The sequence below is a fragment of the Turicimonas sp. TL08 genome, from assembly GCF_054660695.1.
Window position 1 is genome coordinate 18,342 of sequence record NZ_BAAGDP010000011.1, and the last position, 20,819, is coordinate 39,160.

Annotated in this window: 18 protein-coding genes; 11 read left to right on the plus strand and 7 right to left on the minus strand. The window is 45.2% G+C overall.

The features are described 5' to 3' along the window. Positions 1-458 precede the first annotated feature (458 nt). The 5 genes from ACYQ4O_RS07025 to proB all read left to right on the plus strand — a co-directional run bounded on the left by ACYQ4O_RS07025 (position 459) and on the right by proB (position 5,136). Positions 459-1,748: a ferric reductase-like transmembrane domain-containing protein gene (locus ACYQ4O_RS07025; RefSeq protein ID WP_460175183.1), complete on the plus strand. Its 1,290-nt coding sequence runs from the start codon at positions 459-461 to the stop codon at positions 1,746-1,748. A 262-nt stretch (positions 1,749-2,010) separates the two neighbouring features. Continuing rightward, positions 2,011-2,322 (plus strand): 50S ribosomal protein L21, encoded by a 312-nt coding sequence (rplU, locus tag ACYQ4O_RS07030; RefSeq protein WP_066595037.1) that lies wholly within the window; start codon positions 2,011-2,013, stop codon positions 2,320-2,322. Between the two features lie 26 nt (positions 2,323-2,348). After that, a complete protein-coding gene (rpmA, locus tag ACYQ4O_RS07035) occupies positions 2,349-2,609 on the plus strand; it encodes a 50S ribosomal protein L27 (protein WP_277031075.1) in 261 nt (86 codons plus the stop codon). Positions 2,610-2,909: 300 nt separating this feature from the next. Continuing rightward, a complete protein-coding gene (gene obgE, locus ACYQ4O_RS07040) occupies positions 2,910-4,013 on the plus strand; it encodes a GTPase ObgE (RefSeq protein ID WP_302944741.1) in 1,104 nt (367 codons plus the stop codon). Further along, on the plus strand, positions 4,000-5,136 hold the full coding sequence (proB, locus tag ACYQ4O_RS07045) for a glutamate 5-kinase (protein ID WP_460175227.1): 1,137 nt from the start codon (positions 4,000-4,002) through the stop codon (positions 5,134-5,136). Before obgE ends, proB begins: the two co-directional genes overlap by 14 nt. A 16-nt stretch (positions 5,137-5,152) precedes the next feature. On the opposite strand, the gene ACYQ4O_RS07050 is transcribed toward proB, so the two are convergent. Continuing rightward, on the minus strand, positions 5,153-5,692 hold the full coding sequence (locus ACYQ4O_RS07050; RefSeq protein WP_308513667.1) for an RNA pyrophosphohydrolase: 540 nt from the start codon (positions 5,690-5,692) through the stop codon (positions 5,153-5,155). A 107-nt stretch (positions 5,693-5,799) separates the two neighbouring features. Between ACYQ4O_RS07050 and ACYQ4O_RS07055 the strand changes: the two genes are divergently transcribed. Then, positions 5,800-7,545, plus strand: a complete 1,746-nt coding sequence (locus ACYQ4O_RS07055; protein ID WP_308513668.1) for a proline--tRNA ligase — start codon at positions 5,800-5,802, stop codon at positions 7,543-7,545. A gap of 81 nt (positions 7,546-7,626) precedes the next feature. On the opposite strand, the gene ACYQ4O_RS07060 is transcribed toward ACYQ4O_RS07055, so the two are convergent. After that, the gene (locus ACYQ4O_RS07060; RefSeq protein WP_308513669.1) at positions 7,627-8,172 is read right to left on the minus strand and encodes a methylated-DNA--[protein]-cysteine S-methyltransferase; all 546 of its coding nucleotides are present in this window, start codon (positions 8,170-8,172) and stop codon (positions 7,627-7,629) included. 215 nt (positions 8,173-8,387) lie between these two features. Between ACYQ4O_RS07060 and ACYQ4O_RS07065 the strand changes: the two genes are divergently transcribed. Continuing rightward, a complete protein-coding gene (locus tag ACYQ4O_RS07065) occupies positions 8,388-9,623 on the plus strand; it encodes a M20/M25/M40 family metallo-hydrolase (protein ID WP_460175184.1) in 1,236 nt (411 codons plus the stop codon). A gap of 44 nt (positions 9,624-9,667) precedes the next feature. Here the strand turns inward: ACYQ4O_RS07065 and ACYQ4O_RS07070 are convergent, their stop codons facing one another. The 5 genes from ACYQ4O_RS07070 to ybgC are packed head-to-tail and all read right to left on the minus strand — an operon-like array spanning position 9,668 to position 14,012. Beyond that, positions 9,668-11,194 (minus strand): mechanosensitive ion channel family protein, encoded by a 1,527-nt coding sequence (locus tag ACYQ4O_RS07070; protein ID WP_460175185.1) that lies wholly within the window; start codon positions 11,192-11,194, stop codon positions 9,668-9,670. Between the two features lie 33 nt (positions 11,195-11,227). Continuing rightward, entirely contained in the window at positions 11,228-12,469 is a 1,242-nt protein-coding gene (gene tolA, locus ACYQ4O_RS07075) for a cell envelope integrity protein TolA (protein WP_460175186.1), read from the minus strand. Beyond that, positions 12,469-12,888 (minus strand): biopolymer transporter ExbD, encoded by a 420-nt coding sequence (locus tag ACYQ4O_RS07080; RefSeq protein ID WP_460175187.1) that lies wholly within the window; start codon positions 12,886-12,888, stop codon positions 12,469-12,471. Before ACYQ4O_RS07080 ends, tolA begins: the two co-directional genes overlap by 1 nt. A 12-nt stretch (positions 12,889-12,900) precedes the next feature. Next, positions 12,901-13,581 (minus strand): protein TolQ, encoded by a 681-nt coding sequence (gene tolQ / locus ACYQ4O_RS07085; protein WP_308513674.1) that lies wholly within the window; start codon positions 13,579-13,581, stop codon positions 12,901-12,903. Between the two features lie 23 nt (positions 13,582-13,604). Then, on the minus strand, positions 13,605-14,012 hold the full coding sequence (gene ybgC, locus ACYQ4O_RS07090) for a tol-pal system-associated acyl-CoA thioesterase (RefSeq protein ID WP_460175188.1): 408 nt from the start codon (positions 14,010-14,012) through the stop codon (positions 13,605-13,607). Positions 14,013-14,255: 243 nt separating this feature from the next. On the opposite strand from ybgC, the gene ACYQ4O_RS07095 reads away from it, so the two are divergent. From ACYQ4O_RS07095 to ACYQ4O_RS07110, 4 genes are read left to right on the plus strand one after another with little or no spacing between them, the layout of a single operon-like run. Beyond that, positions 14,256-16,493: an ABC transporter substrate-binding protein gene (locus tag ACYQ4O_RS07095; RefSeq protein WP_460175189.1), complete on the plus strand. Its 2,238-nt coding sequence runs from the start codon at positions 14,256-14,258 to the stop codon at positions 16,491-16,493. Next, entirely contained in the window at positions 16,493-17,470 is a 978-nt protein-coding gene (locus tag ACYQ4O_RS07100; protein WP_277041080.1) for an ABC transporter permease, read from the plus strand. The genes ACYQ4O_RS07095 and ACYQ4O_RS07100 overlap by 1 nt, the downstream gene beginning before the upstream one ends. Beyond that, the gene (locus ACYQ4O_RS07105) at positions 17,467-18,882 is read left to right on the plus strand and encodes an ABC transporter permease (protein WP_460175190.1); all 1,416 of its coding nucleotides are present in this window, start codon (positions 17,467-17,469) and stop codon (positions 18,880-18,882) included. Before ACYQ4O_RS07100 ends, ACYQ4O_RS07105 begins: the two co-directional genes overlap by 4 nt. Further along, complete coding sequence (locus tag ACYQ4O_RS07110; RefSeq protein ID WP_460175191.1) at positions 18,882-20,696, plus strand: ABC transporter ATP-binding protein; 1,815 nt, start codon at positions 18,882-18,884, stop codon at positions 20,694-20,696. Before ACYQ4O_RS07105 ends, ACYQ4O_RS07110 begins: the two co-directional genes overlap by 1 nt. Positions 20,697-20,819 lie beyond the last annotated feature (123 nt).

Here is a 20,819-nt window from a genome sequence, read left to right on the forward strand (position 1 = left end):
CAAAATGTTTTGCATATAAAGTAAAAAAAATTCAGTGGACATAACTGGAGAACACTCTGTTTGAATAGTTATTCCTCAGCCGGATTTTGCAGATTTCATCAGATTACTTTGCCGTCATTCCTTTACCGCCTGCTGTGTCCAACTCTCTGATGACTGGAAGAAAAACAGAATACTGTCAGCTCCGGAGTGAGAGAACAATGTCTTTCGTAAATTTCCGTGAGGCAAAACATTAATTTGAGTTTGAAAGATTTTTGAATACACGTAATTGCTTATTGGATTGAACGTGAATCATCAAAGTATGAATTATTAAGTATCAGAATTGCCTTAATTGTTTTGCTTGGAAAATTTACGGAACCAAACAATTTTAAAATTTTCAAACAAATGGCTGATGAAAGACTTTGAATTCAAGGATTCCCATTCTTAAACTTGAATTGAAGACGTTTTGCAAGGAAAGAAAAATGATACTTACTTCAATCCTGACCATTTCACTTTTCATTTTTTGGATTCTTGGCTTGTGGTGTTTTCCGCCGAACTTTGACGCCCGCTCCTATACTCATGAGATTTTTTATATTACCGGCGCAATTGCTTGGTTGTGGATGGCCATTTGCCTTGTCATCGCTGCTCGGCCGTCTTGGATTGAAAAGGTTTTTCGCTTACCGCTCGACAGATTGTATGTTTTTCACAAATGGCTCGGGTTTGCAGCCGTTGCAATGGCCTTTGTACATTACTTTGTGAAAGACATCTTTGGTCCGATCTTAAGACTTATCTGGACGCTTCCAAAACCACCGAAAAAAGAGGTGCTCGCCGATCCAGCTTTTTGGGATTTGGTGTGGTCTATGAGCCGAACTGTGGCAAAAGAGTCTTCCGTATGGCTTACTTGGATAGCTTTGATTCTTGTGCTTCTTTGTCTAACGAAGAAGATTCCTTATAAACGCTGGCTAAAAATCCACTCTATTTTTGCTTGGGTTTTCATATTTCTGAGTTTGCATTCTCTGCGCTTGATGAAAGTGTCCGATTTTTACATGCCGTTTGGTCTAAGTATCGTTGCGATTACGGTCGTGGGATTATGGGCAAGCATCAACCTCTTAAGAAAGGGACCCGGTTGGCAAAAAAAGATAAAAGCAAGCGTTACTTCCATCTTAGAAGTTGGCAGCGACTGCATTCGTCTTAAAATGAAAACTCCTTTGGGAAAAGAAGTTCTGCCGGGACAGTTTATGTTTCTGCATCTTGCGGGGGAGGAAGGCCATCCGTTTTCTATTGCGGAATTTAACAATGACGAAGTAACACTGTGGATTAAGAAGTCAGGCGACTTTACCAAGTCCCTCCTAGAGAGGTTGCACACAGGAGATATTGTCGAGGTTGAAGGTCCTTGGGGAGAGTTCATCCCGATTTTTTCGAAAGAGCCTCAGTCATGGTGTGCCGCCGGAATAGGAATTGCGCCTTTTAATGCATGGCTCAAAGCAGCAGCCAAGAACAAACATGGTTCGATCACACTTTTTTGGACCGTAAAAGATCAAAGAACTGCGCCTTTTGCAGAGGCTGTGCGCAAGGCAGCAGAGGACGCGGACGTTCATCTAATGCTGATTGACAAAAGTCAGGCCAGACTTACGGTGAAGCAAATCATGCAGGATAAACCGGAGTTTGTAGCCTTTTGCGGACTTGCATTGCTTCAAAAGCAGCTGAGGAATGAAAATTCTTCTAAAAATTTCATAATCAAACATGAAGTCTTCAACTGGCGCGACATTTAACTGTTGGCAGAAAGAAGCCTTTTCGATAAGCCGCAGACAGACTGATTTCTTCAAAAGGCTCTTGCACATGGACGAAGTCAGATTTTCTTCTATTTTGTTTCTAGTGGATTTCTCGAGCTGCTAAGGATTTTTTCTATTTTTTTACTTTACTGTTTGATTTGAGAGGAAAGTTGTGTAATAATCGCACGTTCCACGAATTACTCTTTTACCACACAAAAAGGCTTCAGCAGATCGTGGACTGCATTGAAGTGAAGAGGTTTTTATGTACGCAATTATTAAGACCGGCGGCAAACAGTACACTGTTGCTGTTGGCGATAAGCTCCGCGTCGAGTCCTTGGCCGGAGAAGTAGGTTCCCAGATCGAACTTACACAAGTTCTCGCTATTAAAGATGACGCTGGTATGAAAGTTGGCGCTCCTACAATCGAAGGCGCAGCAGTTAAAGCAACTATTGTCGCCAATGGCCGTCATGAAAAAGTTCGTATTTTCAAGTTCCGTCGCCGTAAACACTCCATCAAGAGTGCCGGTCACCGTCAGAACTACACAGAACTCAAGATTGATGAGATTTCTGCTTAATTGATTTTTGATAAGAGGTATTTGAAATGGCACATAAGAAAGGTGGCGGTTCCACAAGAAACGGTCGCGACTCCAATGCACAGCGTTTGGGCGTTAAGGTTTTCGGTTCACAGATGATCAAGCCGGGCGCAATCATCGTCCGTCAGCGCGGCACAAATTTCCATGCTGGTGAAAATGTAGGCATGGGCCGTGATCACACTTTGTTCGCAAAGGCTGAAGGTAAGGTTGAATTCGTAGTTCACGGTCGCCTTAACCGTCATTATGTGAATGTTGTTCCTGTAGCTTAATCTCAGGTTCGACTCTAAAACCTCATTCCTTAGTTGGTCTGAGGTTTTTGTTTTTCTTGGAGGTTCTTTTACAGGCCTCCTTTTTGTTTTCCACTATTTCTTTTTGGTAGTGCTGCAATAATCTTGTTTGGACCATTCGAGCGGCATTGCTTCGGACTGTTATAGATCTTTCTCCAAACCGCTGCCTCTCCTCTTTTTCCGGAACCTGTGTGCACTAGAGTAGGCAAAAGTTAGGAGGCGAGTCTCATTTTTTGACTATCATTGAGAAATCGTTAAGCATATTAGAAAATTTGTTAAATCATGAAATTCGTTGATGAAGCAAGAATAGAAGTTAAAGCCGGAAAGGGCGGCAACGGCGTTGCCTCTTTTAGAAGAGAGAAATTTATTCCGAAAGGTGGTCCGGACGGTGGAGATGGAGGCCGAGGAGGTTCCATTTACGCGGTTGCAGATAGAAATATCAATACTCTTATTGATTATCGCTACACCAGAAAATTCTTAGCTAAAAACGGAGAAAACGGTCGTGGAAGTGACTGCTACGGCAAAGGCGCACCTGATATTGAACTGAAGGTTCCTGTAGGGACGGTTATTACGGATAAAAACACAGGTGAAGTCATTGCTGACTTAGATAGAAACGGGCAGCGAGCTCTGCTTGCAAAAGGAGGAAAAGGCGGTCTCGGCAATTTGCATTTCAAATCTTCAACAAACCGCGCTCCTCGCCAATGTACACCGGGAGAACCCGGTGAAGAAAGAGAACTCAACCTTGAGCTGAGAGTTCTTGCCGACGTCGGCCTATTGGGTTTGCCGAATGCAGGAAAATCTACCTTGATTTCCGCAGTTTCTAATGCAAAACCAAAGATTGCTGATTATCCGTTTACTACTTTGCATCCGCATTTGGGTGTTGTCAGAGTTGGTCCGGAAACAAGCTTTGTTATTGCAGATATTCCTGGATTAATCGAAGGTGCCTCCGAGGGTGCCGGTTTGGGACATCTCTTCCTAAGACACCTATCTAGAACCAGCCTGCTTTTGCATGTTATTGATGTTGCTCCTGTTGATGAAACTACTGATCCAATAGCAGCAGCCCGTGCCATCGTGAAAGAACTTTATAATTTCGATCCGGCTTTGGCTGATAAACCTCGTTGGTTGGTGCTTAATAAGATGGACTTAGTGCCCGAAGACGAGAGAGAAGAGGTCATTGCCAAGTACCGCAGGGAATTTGGTGATGAAACACCTATTTTCCCGATTTCAGCTGCTACCAGAGAAGGCTGCGACACTTTAGTTAAAGCTATCTCCGAAGATTTGCAGCAACAGCGGCAGATGCTAATCGAAGACTCCGAGCCTGTCATCGATGATTTCGATGAAGATGAGGAGAATGCTCAAGAAATCGAAGGCGATGAAAGAAAATAAAGAGATCTGGGAAAAAGCTAAAAGAATCGTAGTCAAAATCGGGTCCTCTCTTGTTACCAATGAAGGGAAAGGAGTGGACCAAGAGGCTATTAATCGTTGGGTCAGTCAGTTCCGACATCTCCAGGAACAGGGTAAGGAAGTGATTCTGGTGAGCTCCGGCGCCATTGCTGAAGGTGTCGTTAGATTAGGCTTTGAAAAGCGACCAACGGAAATTCATGAATTGCAGGCTTGTGCAGCAGTAGGACAAATGGGTTTGGCCCACGCGTACGAGAAGTGTTTTGCTGCTCACGATCTGGTCGCAGCTCAATTGCTTCTTACCCATGCTGACTTAGCTAACCGTGAACGCTATCTGAATGCTCGTCACACGCTTCTTGCCCTTTTGAAACTCAAAGCGGTTCCAATTATCAACGAGAACGATACGGTCATTACTGACGAAATTAAGGTCGGAGATAACGATACTTTAGGGGCGCTGACGACCAACTTGGTAGATGCCGATATTCTGGTTATTTTGACTGATCAGGAAGGCATGTTTACCGCTGATCCCCGCAATGATCCGAATGCAGAACTGATTTCACGTGCCGCAGCCGGCTCTGCCGATTTGGAATCGATGGCAGGGGGAGCTGGATCCTCTATCGGGAAAGGCGGAATGCTGACTAAAATTTTAGCCGCAAAGCGTGCCGCTAGAAGCGGGGCTTCAACCGTTATTGTCAGCGGAAGAATTCCGGATGTTTTGGTTCGCTTGTCTGAAGGTGAATCCTTAGGGACCTTGTTAGTAAGCGAATCAGAACCTCTTTCAGCGCGCCGGCAATGGATGGCGGACCACCTTCAGTTCAAAGGTTACTGCGTGATCGACGAAGGCGCAGTTCAAGCCATCAGAAAAGGCAAGAGCCTCCTGCCAATCGGTGTGAAATCCGTTCAAGGAGAATTTTTGAAGGGCGAAGTAATTTCTTGTTTTGACCAAGAAGGCAAAGAGGTTGCCAGAGGCCTTTCGAATTTCTCTGCGGAGACAGCGAGAAAGCTGAAAGGAAAACATAGTAGCGAAATTGAAGAGACTGTTGGTTATATCGAACGGCAGGAACTTATTCACCACGACAATATGGTCGTAATCCAGTCAGCGAATTAATCTTAATTGGAAGGCACTATCTGCGGAAACGGGAAGTGCCTTCAACTTTTCCCCAATTCTCAGGGGGCGTCAGATCTCGATGAGAAGTAAACAAAGAGGGCGCGAACTCTAACAGAACTTTCTTGTATACCTCGCGCTTAAATTCAATAACGTCTCTTAAAGGAACCCAGTAATTGTTCCATCTCCAGGCTTCAAATTCAGGATGATTGGTGGCGTTGATGTCGATATCGATGTTTTTACCGGTAAGCTCAAGTAAAAACCAGATTTGTTTTTGTCCGCGATAGATGCCTCTGAGGTCTCGACGAACCCAGCGTTCCGGAACGTCATAACGAATCCAGTCTTTGGTGCTGTTAATAATTTTTACCTTGTCAGAAGTTAAGCCCAGCTCTTCCCATAGTTCTCGGAGCATGGCTTCTTTAGGAGTCTCACCTCTGTTGATGCCGCCCTGCGGGAACTGCCAGGAATGTTGACGGGGTCTTTTCCCCCAATAGACCTGTTTAAGCGGATTGGCCAAAATGATGCCGACATTCGGCCGATATCCTTCTCTATCGAGCATAAACTTAAATTAAAATAAACACTTTGCGCCTGAGCATTATATATAAAGGCATTCCGATGTGATTTTTGCTCAGGTTTAAAGTTACTCAAAATATTAGAGTCCACACAATGAGAGCAAGTCAGTTTCATATTTCGACAAAGAAAGAAGCTCCTGCAGACGCTGAGATTGTGAGCCAGAAGCTCATGCTCCGTTCAGGAATGATCCGTAAAGAAGCCGCCGGTATTTATAACTATATGCCGTTGGCCGTAAGGACATTAAAGAAAGTTGAAAAAATTATCCGTGAAGAAATGGATAAAGCCGGTTCTTTGGAAATCGTTATGCCGATGGTGCAGCCCGCTGAATTATGGATGGAAAGCGGCCGTTGGCAGAAATACGGCGATGAATTGCTTCGCCTCAAAGACCGACATGGAAGAGAATTTGCACTCCAGCCAACTTCTGAAGAAGTAGTAACTGATATTGCTAGACAGGAAATCAATTCTTGGAAGCAGATGCCTGTCAACTTCTATCAAATTCAAACCAAGTTCAGAGATGAAAGACGTCCTCGCTTCGGCTTGATGAGAGGTCGTGAGTTTGTCATGAAAGATGCCTATTCTTTTGACCGCAATGAAGAACAGGCTGTAAAGAGCTACAAACAGATGTTCGACGCTTACTGCAAGATCTTTGACAGACTTGGTTTGGTCTACAGACCGGTAAGAGCCGATTCCGGCGCTATCGGCGGCAATTTGTCTCAAGAATTCCAAGTTATCGCCGATACCGGAGAAGATGTCATCGTCTACTGCCCGGAAAGCGATTTCGCAGCCAACATTGAATTGGCTCCGGCTTTATCCGTTATCGAAAAGAGAGCTGAACCAACTGAAGAAATGAAGATGGTTGCTACGCCGGGTAAAGAAAAGTGCGAAACCATGACCGAGTACCTTGGTCTTCCTTTGACAAAGAGCGTCAAGGCCATCGTTTTGGCTATTGACCAGAAAGATGAAGAAGGTAAAGAACTTCCGGCTAAAGTCGTGCTTTTGTTAGTCCGCGGCGATCACTCTTTGAACGAAGTGAAAGCAGGCAAAATAGATATTCTTAAAGGCGGTTATCGTTTTGCCACTGACGAAGAAATCATGAAGACCTTCGGAAGCAAGCCGGGTTATTTAGGACCGGTCGGATTGCCTGAAGATGTTCCGGTTATTGCTGACCTTACCGTTGCCAACATGAGCGACTTTATTGTCGGTGCTAATAAAGAGGGATATCACATTACCGGTGTTAACTGGGGTCGTGATCTGCCTGAACCGACCCAAGTTGTTGACCTTCGCAATGTCGTTGAAGGCGATATGTCTCCGGACGGAAAAGGTAAACTGACTATGCAGAGAGGCATTGAAGTCGGCCACGTCTTCTACTTAGGCGAACGTTATTCCAAACCGTTGAAGGCTACTTACTTGGACGAAAACGGCAAGCCTCAGATTATTCACATGGGATGCTACGGAATTGGTGTTTCTCGCCTTTTAGGTGCTGCTATTGAACAGAACCACGACGACAAAGGAATCATTTGGCCGAAAGCCATGGCGCCTTTTGAAGTTGTTATCTGCGCTTTGGGGTACGACAAGAGCGAAGCCGTCAGAGAAAAGGCCGATGCTCTGTATAACAAGCTCAAAGCCGACGGCGTTGATGTTATCCTCGATGACCGTGGCTTAAGACCGGGCGTGATGTTTGCCGATTGGGAACTTATCGGAGTTCCTCATCGCATCACCATCGGAGACAAAGGGCTTAAAGACGGGGTAGTGGAATACACCAACCGCCGCGACATGAATACCGAAAAAGTACCTTACGAGCAAGCCGAAGAGTTGCTCAAAGAAAAACTGAAAAATTAAAAAATCAACTGGCCTGCTACTGGCCAGTTCTCAAATATTTGAATGAAGAGGCTATTGGAAAATCCGGAGCCTCTTTTTGTTTTACCATTCGGACTTGATCGCTGTTCCTTTTGTAGGAATAGAAAATCTCGATACATCTACTCCTTCTAATCTTAGAAGAAAATTCTTTTTATCAACTCCTCCTGCGTATCCTGTTAACGATCCGTTGGCTCCGACTACACGGTGACAAGGAATGATGATCGAAATTTCGTTGTGTCCAACAGCTCCTCCCACCGCTTGGGCTGACATTTTTTCCACTCCTCTGTTGGATGCGATTTGCTGTGCAATATCACCGTAGGTTACCGTTTCTCCATACGGAATCTGAAGAAGGATTTGCCAAACCTCTTTTTGGAAAGGCGTGCCGATAATATGTAAAGGTGGCGTAAATGTTGGCTCAATTCCCGAAAAGTAAATATCCAACCAGCGGCAGGTTTCCTTTAGCGCCGGGAGGTCAGCCGGTTTGTGCTCAGGATCAAGGTTTCGTGCGAAGTATTTTTCTTTGTCAAACCATAAGCCAGTTAGTCCTTGCTCGTCGGCTGCTAAAAGAATTTTTCCTAAAGGTGAGTCGTACGTTTTGGTGTATTGCATTGTCTGACCTATAAATTTTTATTTAGAAGTTGAGGTGAGATGAAAAGCCAGTAATCTTCCATTTTAGAAGGAAGTCTCTAGATTTGGTTTATCGAAAACCTGCAGATTTCTTTTGGGACTCATGGATGGAAATAATGCATAATGATTGACAGTCAATGGCTGGGGTCTTAGCCTTTACTTCAATTCATTCCCAAAAACAGACCAAGAGAAAACAAATGAGTGAAATTTGCCAAACATTGAAAGAAGTTCTTGAAAATCCGCAAGTCAAAAGTGCTTTGAATGCGGTTAAGACTAACTTACCTGAAACTATCGAAATCCAAAAAGAGCTTGTGCTCATTGAAGCGCCGACAGGCCACGAAGAAACACGTTCAAAACGATATAAAGAATTGCTCGAATCTGTCGGCGTGACTGACGTAGAGTCCGACGAGCATAACAATGTTTGGGGTTGGATTCGGGGTAGTGAAGGAAAAGGAAACTGTGTTCTCTTAGAAGGTCATTTGGATACTGTTTTCTCCTTCGGAGATGTCAAAGAAATTATTGAAGATGAAGAAGGCAAACTCCATTGTCCCGGAATTTGCGATGATACGCGGGCGATTGCTGCAAACTTGGCTGTAGCTAAAGCTCTTATTGATTCCGGAATCAAACCTTTTTACGACATTGTTATCGGGGCTACCGTCTGCGAAGAAGGTCTAGGCGGTATGCGCGGCATGAAATGGATTCTGGAAGATCTCTCTAAGACGAACCATATTGTTGCAACTGTTTCTATCGATGGTCCTACAGCAGTAGATTTTTACGCTAACGCTACCGGAATGGTAGATTGGGATGTTATTTTCTCTGGGCCGGGAGGACATGCATGGACGGCATTTAAAACTCCGAGTGCTATTCATGCTGCAGCCCGAGCCGTTGCGATGATTAGCGATCTTTGCTTGCCGGAAGATCCGAAGACTACCATTACAGTGAGCTTAATCGAAGGTGGACAAGCTATTCATGGTATTGCTCAAAAGGCGAGCTTCAAAATCAATGCTCGCTCCAATAGCCAAGTTGAACTGAATAAGCTCAACGAAGAGCTCGTACGAATCTTCCATTTGGCCTGTGAACAAGAAAATGCAAAATACAGTAACGAGAAAGAGGTTAAGGTCAGCTATGAAAAAATTCTTGATGTTCCTGCTGGAAATCAGGATGATGACGCCTTAATTATCCAAGCGACGAAGGCTGTTACTGCGGCTGTCGGAATGGAAGCCAATTTTAAGCCCGGCGGATGCACTAACACCAATATGTCGATTGCCAGAGAAATACCTGCCGTGACATTAGGACGCGGTGGCCGAGAATTCGGCACTCATACGTTGGCTGAATGGTTTGATCCGAAAGGCGTGTATTTGTGCGAACAAAAATCAATCTTGATGTTGATGCTTCTTGCCGGTTTGACTGATGTGTCAAAGCCTATTTATTAAGATAACCAAGAAAAAATAAGAGCCTCGTGAAGAGGCTCAAATTTCTAACTATCCTTCGACTCAGTTGCCGGCTTAGCAGGCGTGCCGGTCTCAAACTTGCAGGAGATTTCCGGCATTTGCAGAATCCGAAGATCTCGCTGAGGAAAGGGAATATTGACCCCTTTTTCATTAAATTTTTTGAGAATCGCACGGCTGATATTAGATCGTAAAACAGCTGTTCCTCTTTCCGGATCTGCTACCCAGAAATATGAGGTCAAGTCAATTCCGTCATTGCCAAAGTTAGTAAGAATGGTGTAGGGGGCCGGATTAATCAAAACACGCGGCTGGCTGCGGACAATGTCGTTCATCGTGTTGATACAGTCATCGATATCGGAAGAATAGTCGACGCTGATCGCTACCGTTGTTCGGCCAGGCCCGGAGAGATAAGAAGTATTCTTCACATTGCCGGTAACAAACGACTCATTCGGAATAATCGTGACGCTGCCGTCAAAAGCTCTAACCACGGTATAGCGTGTTTTGATATCGGCAACAATGCCTTCAACACCGGATACGGTAACTAAGTCACCGATTTTTACGCTGCGATCCAGAAGAATAATGAATCCGCTGATGTAGTTCGACGTAATTTTCTGTAAGCCGAAACCGAGACCCACACCGACCGCACCGCCGAATACACCGAGAACCGTGACGTCAATACCTACCGATGACAAACCAATCAAAATCGCAATAAACATTAAAGCGACCTTGAGGATGCGAATCAAAACGACTTTGAGGTTCGTATGCAGTCCGTTCATGGAGTTGAGCCACTTTTCTGCTAACTGTCCGAGCCATTTTGCGATGAATAAGGCTAACGCAATCGTAAAGAACGACAGCAGCATGGACCAAAGGGAAACATCCGAAGATCCTAAAGCAAACTTGGTTGACTCCAGCCATTCTCGGCACTTTGGAAGAACGCCGACAACTTGCAGTGCAACCCCGATCCATAAAGAAAAGGAAATAAAGTTTTCGAGGCTTGAGGCGGCACGTCCTGCACGGAAACTGTGATGAATGATAAAGACGCAGACTCGAATTACAACGAAAGCGCATAGAATCAACCAAACCACAGATTCGATTGGCAGCGGCTGTTGCGGCAGAAGCTTAAATAACCTTGCCGTTACCGTACTGGCGAAAATTAGAACTAAGCTGACTAGCGGCCAACAGATGCTCATGAAGAGGCTAAAGAGACCGCGCTTAATGCCTAACCAGAAAAGTTCTTCTTTTGTCTTGGCTTTTTCTGCTGAGCCTTCTTCGTCATTAATTTCTTCAATCCTCTGAGTCTTTTCTAAATGCTCCATCGCAAGTTTTTGCGCATAGGCATTCAGAGATCTTTTCCTCAGCCAATAGAAAACCAACCAGCCGATAAAGATTGGAACGATTACGCATAAAAGCTGCCAATAAATGATGGGTTTGAAGAGTCCTTCTTCAAACATCACCATGAATTGGTCCAGAATATTATGGTCTCCCGCCAATAAATCTTCTGCAGAATGCGTAGCTTTCGCTACCTTTTGTAGTTCCAGTTCAGCTGCGGTAGGCATATTGTCACCTTCAACTTTTAATTAGATTTAGTTTTAGTTGGAAGTATCGTCAACAGGGTCAAAGTTGAGAATGATCGTTGACGGAATATCTCCCACTGCTGGTTTCGGGAAAGGATTGCAGCTGAGAATAGCTTTTTCAACGGCTTTATCGTAGGCTCCGAGCTTACTGCTCTGCAACATCTTAGGTTGACCGGTTTGTCTGCCGTTTCTCAAAAGACTGACCTCAAACTTAGCAACGTATTGTCCTCTTCTTGCACTAGCAGGAGGGTTAAATGTAATATGAGGACGGATACAGCTGCGGATGCGGTTCTCATACTGAGCCTTCTGAAAGCTGGTCATGCCGCTTCCTTGGCCCATTGCTGAACCGGATTGCCCTGACAATCTGTTAAGAAGAGCAGCTCTGCGTTTCTGTTGAGCTTCAGCTTCTGCGTGCTGACGGCTGAGTTCTTCCTGCTGACGTTTTTTCTCAGCAAGCTCAGCTTCGCGTTTTGCCTTTTCTTCAGCAATGCGTTTTTCACGCTCTTGTGCCTGACGCTTGAGTTCTTCCTGCTGCTTCGCAAGTTCTTGTTTACGGCGTTCCTCAGCAAGTTGGCGTTCTTTTTCCAGTCTCTTTTGTTCTTCGATCTTTTCCTGCTGACGGCGCTTTTCTTCCTCAATCTTCTGTTGCTCGAGTCTCTTTTGTTCCTCGATTCTTCTCTGTTCTTCCTGAAGACGTCTTTCTTCAGCCCGTTTCTGTTCTTCTATCTTTCTTTGCTCTTCAGCACGGCGAGCTTCTTCAAGTTGTCTTTCTCGTTCGAGAATACGCTGACGTTCCTCTTCTTGCTTCTTGACTTCACGGTCAAGACGTTCCTGAACGATTTCTGGATCTTCAAGAAGGTTAGCTTGAGTATCTAAGTCGGTTCTGGCAATCGGGGGTACTGCAGGTGCAGGGGGCTCTGCCGGAGGTTCAGGTTCCGGAGCGGGCTCAGGCTCAGGTTGAGGTTCAGGTTCAGGGGCCGGCTGCGGCTCCGGTTCCGGTTGAGGCTCGGGGGTTGGTTCCGGTTCCGGCGTAGGCTCCGGCTCGGCCTGTTCTTCAGCGGCAGAAGTTTCTGCGGCATTCATTGCAGAAGGCGACCACAACTCCGCGTACACAGGCCCAATCGGCTGTGATTTCCACTGGAAGGCTACAAACAATAAACAGAAGAGAAGTCCATGGGCAATCAGTGCCAAAATAAACGAGACTCCCCAATATCCTTCAGAGGATCCGTTCGGTTTGTTTGGTAAGGATGTGCTCATTAACGTATACCAGGCTCAAGTTCTAGAGAAAGTCCAATTCGATTGATGTTGGCTTTTTGGAGCTCTCTCATAACGTCAATAACTTTCTCGTAGGCAACCGTTTTGTCTGCGGCAATGACAACCGGGACCTGAGTTCCGTCTTTCTGCAAAGATTCAATAGTTGCAACAAGCGCCGGGAAGTCAACCGGCATAATGTTTTTCTTGTCTTTGATAGAAAGCTTACCGTCAGGAGCGACAACGACCTCGACAATGGTGTCCGGTGTTTTTGCGGCTTTATGAACCTTCGGGAGGTCAACGATTGACGGATTAACGTATGGAGCAGCCACCATCAAAATGATCACAAGCACCAACATTACGTCAATGTACGGAACCACATTCATTTCCGCTAAAAGGCGGCGTCTGCTATTTCCTCTGGACATTGCAGACTCCTACTAGTTTTGACGGCTGAGAATGTTTTGGAATTCTTGCATGAAGCTTTCGTATTGGATGGATAAGCGATCGATAGAATAAGCAAATCTGTTGTATCCAATAACAGCAGGAATAGCAGCAAAAAGACCAATAGCAGTAGCTACCAAGGCTTCGGCAATACCCGGGGCAACAACCGCAAGAGAGGCGCTCTCTAAGTTTCCGAGACCGGTAAAGGCGTCCATAATGCCCCATACCGTTCCGAACAAACCGATGTACGGAGAAACGGAACCGATAGTTGCCAAAAGACTGAGACCGGATTCAAGACCGTCTAACTCTCTTTGGAATCGGGCTCTCATTGCACGGGCAATGCTGTCGATAAGGGTGAAGCTTCCGTTCGCACTGTCAGGTCTGGAGCGGGAGCGCAGAAATTCGGTCATACCGGAATAGAAGATTCCTTCCATCGGACCGATGGTGCTTCTATTGTCAGAAGCTGTTTCATAAAGCTGATTCAGATCAGCACCGCCCCAGAAGCGCTTATCAAAGTTTTTTGCTTCAGTTCTTGCTTTGCTGATTTGGAACCATTTCTGAAAAATTACAGTCCAGCTCGCCAAAGAGAAAATGACGAGAATAGCTAGGACGATTTGGACGACAATACTCGCACGAGTAATTAACGTGATAATTGATAAATCTGCAGTAGCTTCCATTGCAATCCTTTTTTATCCAAATCCTATTTTTGATGAAATTTTCCTGCCAAGGCATCTGGCATTAACTTAGGCCTATAAGTGTCTGAGTCTAAACACCCGCATTTTACCTGTGCAGAGATTAATAATTCATCTTTGCGCCATATTTCTTGTTCAAAAACGATAGAGGCCTTCCCTACATTGAGTGTGCGGCATTTGATTGTTAACTGGTCATCGAGTCTTGCCGGTTTTCTGTATTTGATTTCTACACCGGCTACCACAAAGATCAAATGGAGTTCTTTGAGCATTTGATCTTGGTTCCAACCGAGGCTTCTGAGCCATTCAGTGCGGGCTCTTTCAAGAAATTTTAAATAATTAGCGTAGTAAACCACTCGGGCACAATCCGTGTCTTCGTAGTAAACACGCGCCGGCCACTCAAATTGTACTAATTCCATTGCGTTTATTAGAAATCATATTTTGAAGCCTAAATTGTAGAAATCTTAAAGAGAGATTCCTAACTTTTTGCTAAGTCTGGGTGGTCACAATGGAGAGGAATATTATCTCGGGTTTCTTTGATACAACCTGTTTGAAGCTGTATCAGAAGTTAATCCAACTCATTAAAATCAAAGAGTTCTTGATAAAATCGATAGCCTCAAAGTAGGCAGTATATTAACCAAAGACTTAATTCAAAGGAAAAGATGGACAGAAAAAGACTATTAGCCTTAGCTGCAGCGTGTGCGATAGCTGTATTAATGCTTAGCTCTTGCGGTCCAATTCCAAATTCCGTGCATTCCGTTAAAGAATTAAGTTCTAACACATTGTTTACGCCGTTCTCCGGCCGCAGTCCGAAGCATCTGGATCCGACCAGTTCTTATTCTTCCGATGAGACGCCGTTTACTTACAGTATTTATGAGCCGCTTTATCAATATCATTATTTGAAACGCCCCTACCAGCTAATTCCCCGCGCGGCAGCTGCAGTCCCTACTCCGATTTTTTTGGATAAGGAGGGCAATGAACTTCCGGAGGATGCGCCGGCAGATAAAGTCGCCTTGAGCATTTACGAAATTCCTATCAAGAAAGGGATCTTGTTTGCTCCTCATCCGGCGTTTGCAAAAGATGAAAAGGGCAACTATGTAAATCATCACTTGTCCGAAGAGGTCACGAAAAACCTTCGTAATCCTCTGGATTTGCCGAATAAAGGAACCCGAGAGTTAGTCGCGGAAGATTATGTTTATTCCATCAAGCGTCTGACCAATCCAAGGATCATTTCTCCGATTTATGGAACGATTGTGTCTCATTTGCCGGGGTTAGAAAAATTGGCCGGACAAGTTCGAGAATACGATAAGCAGCTCAGAGCCAATCTTCCTGCGAGCCAGCGTGACTTGCCTTTTCTGGATCTGCGCAAATTTGAACTGGAAGGGGTATCTGCCCCTGAATCTCACTTACTCAGAATAGAAGTCAAGGGAAAATATCCTCAGTTTCCGAATTGGCTGGCGATGACATTTTTTGCTCCGATCCCATGGGAGGCGGAAGCGTTCTATTCTCAAAAGGGGATGGCCAAAAACAACCTCTCTCTGAATTACTGGCCTGTGGGCACAGGACCCTATCAGTTGGTTGAGTCAATTGAAAATAGACGGCATGTGATGCAGAGGAATCCTCTGTTTAGAAAGACTGAGCTGTATCCCTGCGAAGGAGAGCCCGGCGACAAGGAAAAAGGTTACTTAGAAGATTGCGGCAAACCGCTGCCTTTTATCGATCGTATCGAGATTTCCGCAGAAAAAGAAAGTGTGCCTCTTAGGACAAAGTTTTTACAAGGCTACTACGATTCTCCGCAAATCGAGAGATTGGACAACGGCCAAGGTTTTTTAATCGGGATGGCCGACAGTAAAGAGAAGGAAGAAGAATACAAAAGTAAAAAACTTCAGTTCCCGAAGACTGTTGAAGCTCACAACACTTATTTCGGATTCAACTGGCTTGACCCTGTGATAGGGGAGGGCTCAACCCCGGAACAAAAAGAAAAGAATAGAAAACTCAGACAAGCCATTGCGATTGCGATGGATTGGGAAGAATATATTCAGATTTTTGAGAAAGGCTTGGCAACTCCGGCTCATGGCCCGCTTCCGCCCGGTCTATTCGGTCATAATCCGGAGGGTTCCGCTGGCTTCAATCCGTATGTGTATAACAAGCTTGAGGACGGGACCGTTGTCCGTAAATCTTTGGAAGAGGCCAAGAAGTTATTGACGGAAGCCGGTTACCCTGACGGCCGGAATCTGAAAACGGGAAAACCGTTGGTGCTGAATTTGGACTTCCAGGCAGCCGCCTCTCCGGGAACAAAAGCCGTTCTCGACTGGTATCAAAAACAATTCGCTAAACTCGGTATCCAGCTTGATATTAGAGCAACGGACTATAACCGTTTCCAAGATAAAGTGATTAACGGCAGTCACCAGCTCTTTTTATGGGGATGGTTGGCAGACTATCCGGATGCAGAGAATTTTCTTTTTCTGCTTTACGGACCGAACGCTAAATCTAAGACCGGAGGTTCCGGAGAGAATGCCTCTAACTATCAAAACGCAGAATACGACCGCATTTTCGAGAAGATGCGTTATATGAGTGACGGACCGGAAAAAGCTAAAGCTATCGAGCAATTAATTGCCATTGCTCAGAAAGATGCTCCCTGGACTTTCGGCTATTTTCCGACAAGTGCGGCGGCATTTCATCAGTGGGTCTATAACGGTAAGCCGACTCAAATTGTCCGTAATCATATTCAGTATTTGAAAATTAATCCGGAACTGAGAACCGAAAAAATCAAAGAATGGAATAAGCCGATTTACTGGCCTCTGTTTGGAATTGTTGTGCTTTTATCTCTCATCATTGTTCCGATGTATTTGCTTCATAAGAAACGAGAATCAATGACAGCAAGAAAGGAGAAAGCTTAATGCTGAGGTATCTTTTAAGAAGAATAGGCTACGGCTTCCTCATCCTGCTGGGCGTCAATCTCTTGACCTTCTTATTGTTCTTTGCGGTTAATACGCCCGATGATATGGCACGCCTAAACATCGGTGGCAAGCGCGTCACAGCCGAAGCCATTCAGAATTGGAAAGAGGCTCACGGCTACGATAAGCCTCTGATTTGGAATTCCAAGGCTCAAGGAACGGAAAAAGCGACAGATACTATTTTTTGGACTCATAGCGCAAGGCTAATGGTCGGCGATTTAGGATCTTCAGATGCGGGCCGAGATATTGCCTATGAGATTAAGGAGAGAGCGTGGCCTTCGCTTGCTCTTGCATTGCCGACATTTTTGTTGGGAGTGATCGTTATTGTGACTTTTTCGTTGGGGCTGGTGTTTTTTAGAAGGACTAAACTCGAATACGGAGGAGTCATTTTGGCCGTCGTGATGATGTCTATTTCCTCGCTCTTTTACATCATTTTCGGACAGTGGCTGTTTTCTAAAGTCTTCAAACTGTTTCCTATCTCCGGATTTGAAACGGGAACGGCGATGATCACTTTTCTGATTCTTCCGATTGCGATTGGCGTGTTCTCCCGCATCGGCGGTGATGCGCTGTTGTACCGTTCCATGTTCTTAGAAGAAATTAACAAGGACTATGTTCGTACTGCCCGCTCAAAAGGTCTTTCGGAAACCGCGGTTCTCTTTAAGCATGTTCTTAGAAATGCCAGCTTGCCGATTATTACTTCGACGGTCGCTGTTTTGCCGATGCTGTTTCTCGGTTCTTTGATTATGGAAAGCTTTTTTGGTATCCCGGGCCTTGGAAGTTTTACTATCGATGCGATCAACGCTCAGGACTTTGCCATTGTCAGAACTATGGTGTTCGTTGGTACGGTGCTCTACGTGATTGGTTTGATTTTGACTGATGTTGCCTACACCATTGCCGATCCGAGGATTAGATTGAAATGATGTTCAAACCTGTATTTCTGGCAACCGATTGCGTTCTTTTCTGCCTAATAGCGGCTTTGATTTTTTATATTTTTCACGTTCGCCGCTCTGACGAGCTAAAAATGAGATGGAGTTATGTGTTCCATTCTCCGGCGGCTTTGTGCACTTGCACGATTCTCACTGTTTTTCTGGTAGTGGCTATGATTGACTCCGTTCATTTCAGAAGCGCTATCGATACAAACGGCGGTCAGGTTGTTTACGATGTGAAGACAAACTCTCTTTTGGATAAAAGTTTAGGAAAAGCGGCTTCAGCCGAGGAAAAAACATATTCCGAGCCTTTTGCCACAAAGACATTTGAAAAAATCTCACGCATAGAAAACGGCAAGCCCGTACGCGATTACGAACCCTTAGCCGCAGGAGGGGCCCATTTAGCTCAAGGGGAATCCAAAGCCTTTGATATTGGTAAAAGAGTCTTTTTTGGATTCAGCGCCGGCATCGCTTTGAGCCTTCTATTATGTCTTTTGGTTGCCAAAGTTGCGGCAATAAGAAAGTCCGTGACCTTAGGCCAAGAGCTGTCGCAGTTCTTTAAGCGCAGAGATGCGATTCCGTATGAATATGTTCTGCTTCCCTTGACGGTATTTATTATTTTGATTTGCCTAGTCTCATTTCTTTGGCCGGTTTACCACGTACTCGGCACGGATCAAACGGGAAACGACATCCTCTACCAAGTTTTAAAGTCTTTGAGAACAGCCCTTGTTATCGGTTCATTGGCGACTTTAACGACGCTGCCGTTTGCCATTATTTTCGGAATCTGCGCCGGATACTTTAAAGGTTGGGTGGATGACTTGATTCAGTACATCTACACGACTTTGTCTTCTATTCCGAGCGTCTTATTGATTGCTGCGGCGGTTTTGATGATACAAGTCTTTATCGACGGCCATCCGGACTTATATGAAACCGGATTGGAGAGGGCTGACCTAAGGCTGTTTATGCTTTCTTTGATTATAGGAATTACCGGTTGGGCAACCCTAGCGCGGCTGCTCAGAGCAGAGACTCTCCGTATATCTCAATTGGACTATATTCAGGCGGCTAAAACTTTCGGCGTCAGTCATTGGACAATCATGAGACGCCATGTACTTCCTAATTTAATTCACATTGTTCTTATCGTAGCCGTGTTGGATTTTTCGGGAATCGTTCTTTATGAAGCCGTACTTTCTTACGTGGGAGTCGGCGTTGATCCGACGACGCATAGTTTTGGTTCGATGATTAATGCAGGAAGACTTGAGCTCTCCCGCAGTCCGGTCGTTTGGTGGAACTTGGCGGCTTCGTTTACTTTTATGCTGACGCTGGTTTTATCAGCTAATTTGTTTGCGTCAGTGGTAAGAGATGCCTTTGACCCGCGTTTGGCTTTGAAAAGAAAGAGAGACAAGTAATGCTGGAAGTCAAAAATATCGTCACCGAGATTGAAACCCAAGAAGGAACCATCAGGGCCGTTGATGACTTAAGTCTGACTATTGCTCCGAGAGAAATCTACGCTCTCGTGGGAGAATCCGGCTGCGGAAAGTCAATGACGGCGCTCTCTCTTTTGCGGTTGTTGCCGGAGACGGGCCGAGTGTCATCCGGTGTTGTGACCGTTGACGGGACTGAAATCATGGGGTTGCCCGAATCCATGATGAGACATATTCGTGCGAGCAAGATTAGTCTAATTTTTCAAGAGCCCGGGCTGTCGTTGAACCCTGTCATGACAATCGGAGATCAAATCCTTGAAACGATTTATCTTCACACTTCTTTGCGTGGGCAAAGTGCTAAAAGCAAAGTGTTGGATTGGCTGAACAAAGTCGGAATACCGGAGCCGGAAAAAAGAATAGATATGTTCCCGCATGAAATCAGCGGAGGTCAGAAGCAAAGAGTGATGATTGCTCTTGCCTTAGCGGCCGAGCCCGGTTTCTTAATTGCTGACGAACCCACAACCGCCTTGGATGTGACTATTCAGGCACAGATCTTGAATCTTTTAAAAGAAATTAGAGATTCGGAAGGAATAGGAATTCTCTTAATTTCTCACGATTTAGCTGTGGTGGCGCAGGTTGCCGATAAAGTCGGGCTAATGTATGCCGGAGAAATGGTTGAAGAAGCAGAGGCCAAAAGTTTCTTTAAAAGACCTTTCCATCCATATGCAAGAACTTTGCTGCGCGCTCTTCCAGACGGAAAGCGCAAAACTGAACGGCTTGATGCTATTCCCGGGGTTGTTCCGCCGCTTACCACTGACTTTAAAGGCTGCCGCTTTGCTGAGCGCTGTTCTGAGGCAAGGGAAGAGTGCAAAACACAAACGGTTAAATTGCACGATTTAGCCGGTCATCGAGTTCGCTGCTTATTCCCTATTGAGGAAAAAGTTGTACTGCCTTTGCCGGCTTCTGCAGTAGAAACAAGGTTGGAGAAAAGGCCGGCGGTCCTTGAGCTTCAAAACTACAACGTTTGGTTTCCGAACAGAGGCTCTATCTTTAAAAAGAAGTCTTATTTCAAGGCTGTTAAAGACGTTAATTTCGCTGTGAAGAAAGGTCTGACCACGGCACTTGTCGGGGAAAGCGGCAGCGGCAAGACTACTGTGGCCAGAGGTGTGCTGCAGCTGTTGAGAGGGCAAGCATTCATTTCCGGTGAGGCCAGGTTAGAGGGCGTCGATCTCGGTGCGGTCAATGAACAGGAACTGAAAACACTGCGTAAAAAAATGCAGATTGTTTTCCAGGATCCTTTCTCGAGTTTGAATCCTCGAATGAGAGTTCAAGAAGTGCTTTTAGAAGGGCTGGAAAGTCTTCATCCGGAGCACACCCGCGGTGAAAACTTAGACCGAATTGCCGAGATGCTGAAGAAATGCGGTTTAAGGACCGACTCTCTTTATCGTTATCCGCATGAGTTCTCAGGAGGACAGAGACAGCGTCTTGCGATAGCCAGGGCCCTTGTCGTGGAACCGGAGTTATTGATTTGTGATGAACCTACGTCAGCCTTAGACGTTTCCGTTCAGGCACAAATTTTGAATCTTTTGAATGATATCCAGAAAGAGCGTGGGCTTTCTTATCTGTTTATCACGCATAACTTTGGTGTTGTCCAATATCTATCGGACGAGATTGTGGTGATGAAGTCGGGTGAAATTGTAGAGACAGGACCAGCCTCTCAGGTTTTAAATTCTCCAGCGCATTCTTATACTCAGAAACTCCTTGAAGCAGTACCTCACTTCAGGCCAAGCGTGGGATAACCTTTTTCAATATGCGAATTGGGAGGTTCCTGCATATGTTTCTACCTGTGAAGTGACAAGTAACGCTCTTAACAATTTTTTAAGGGTAGCAAAAAGGTTCTGGTTTACCATTAGAAAATCATA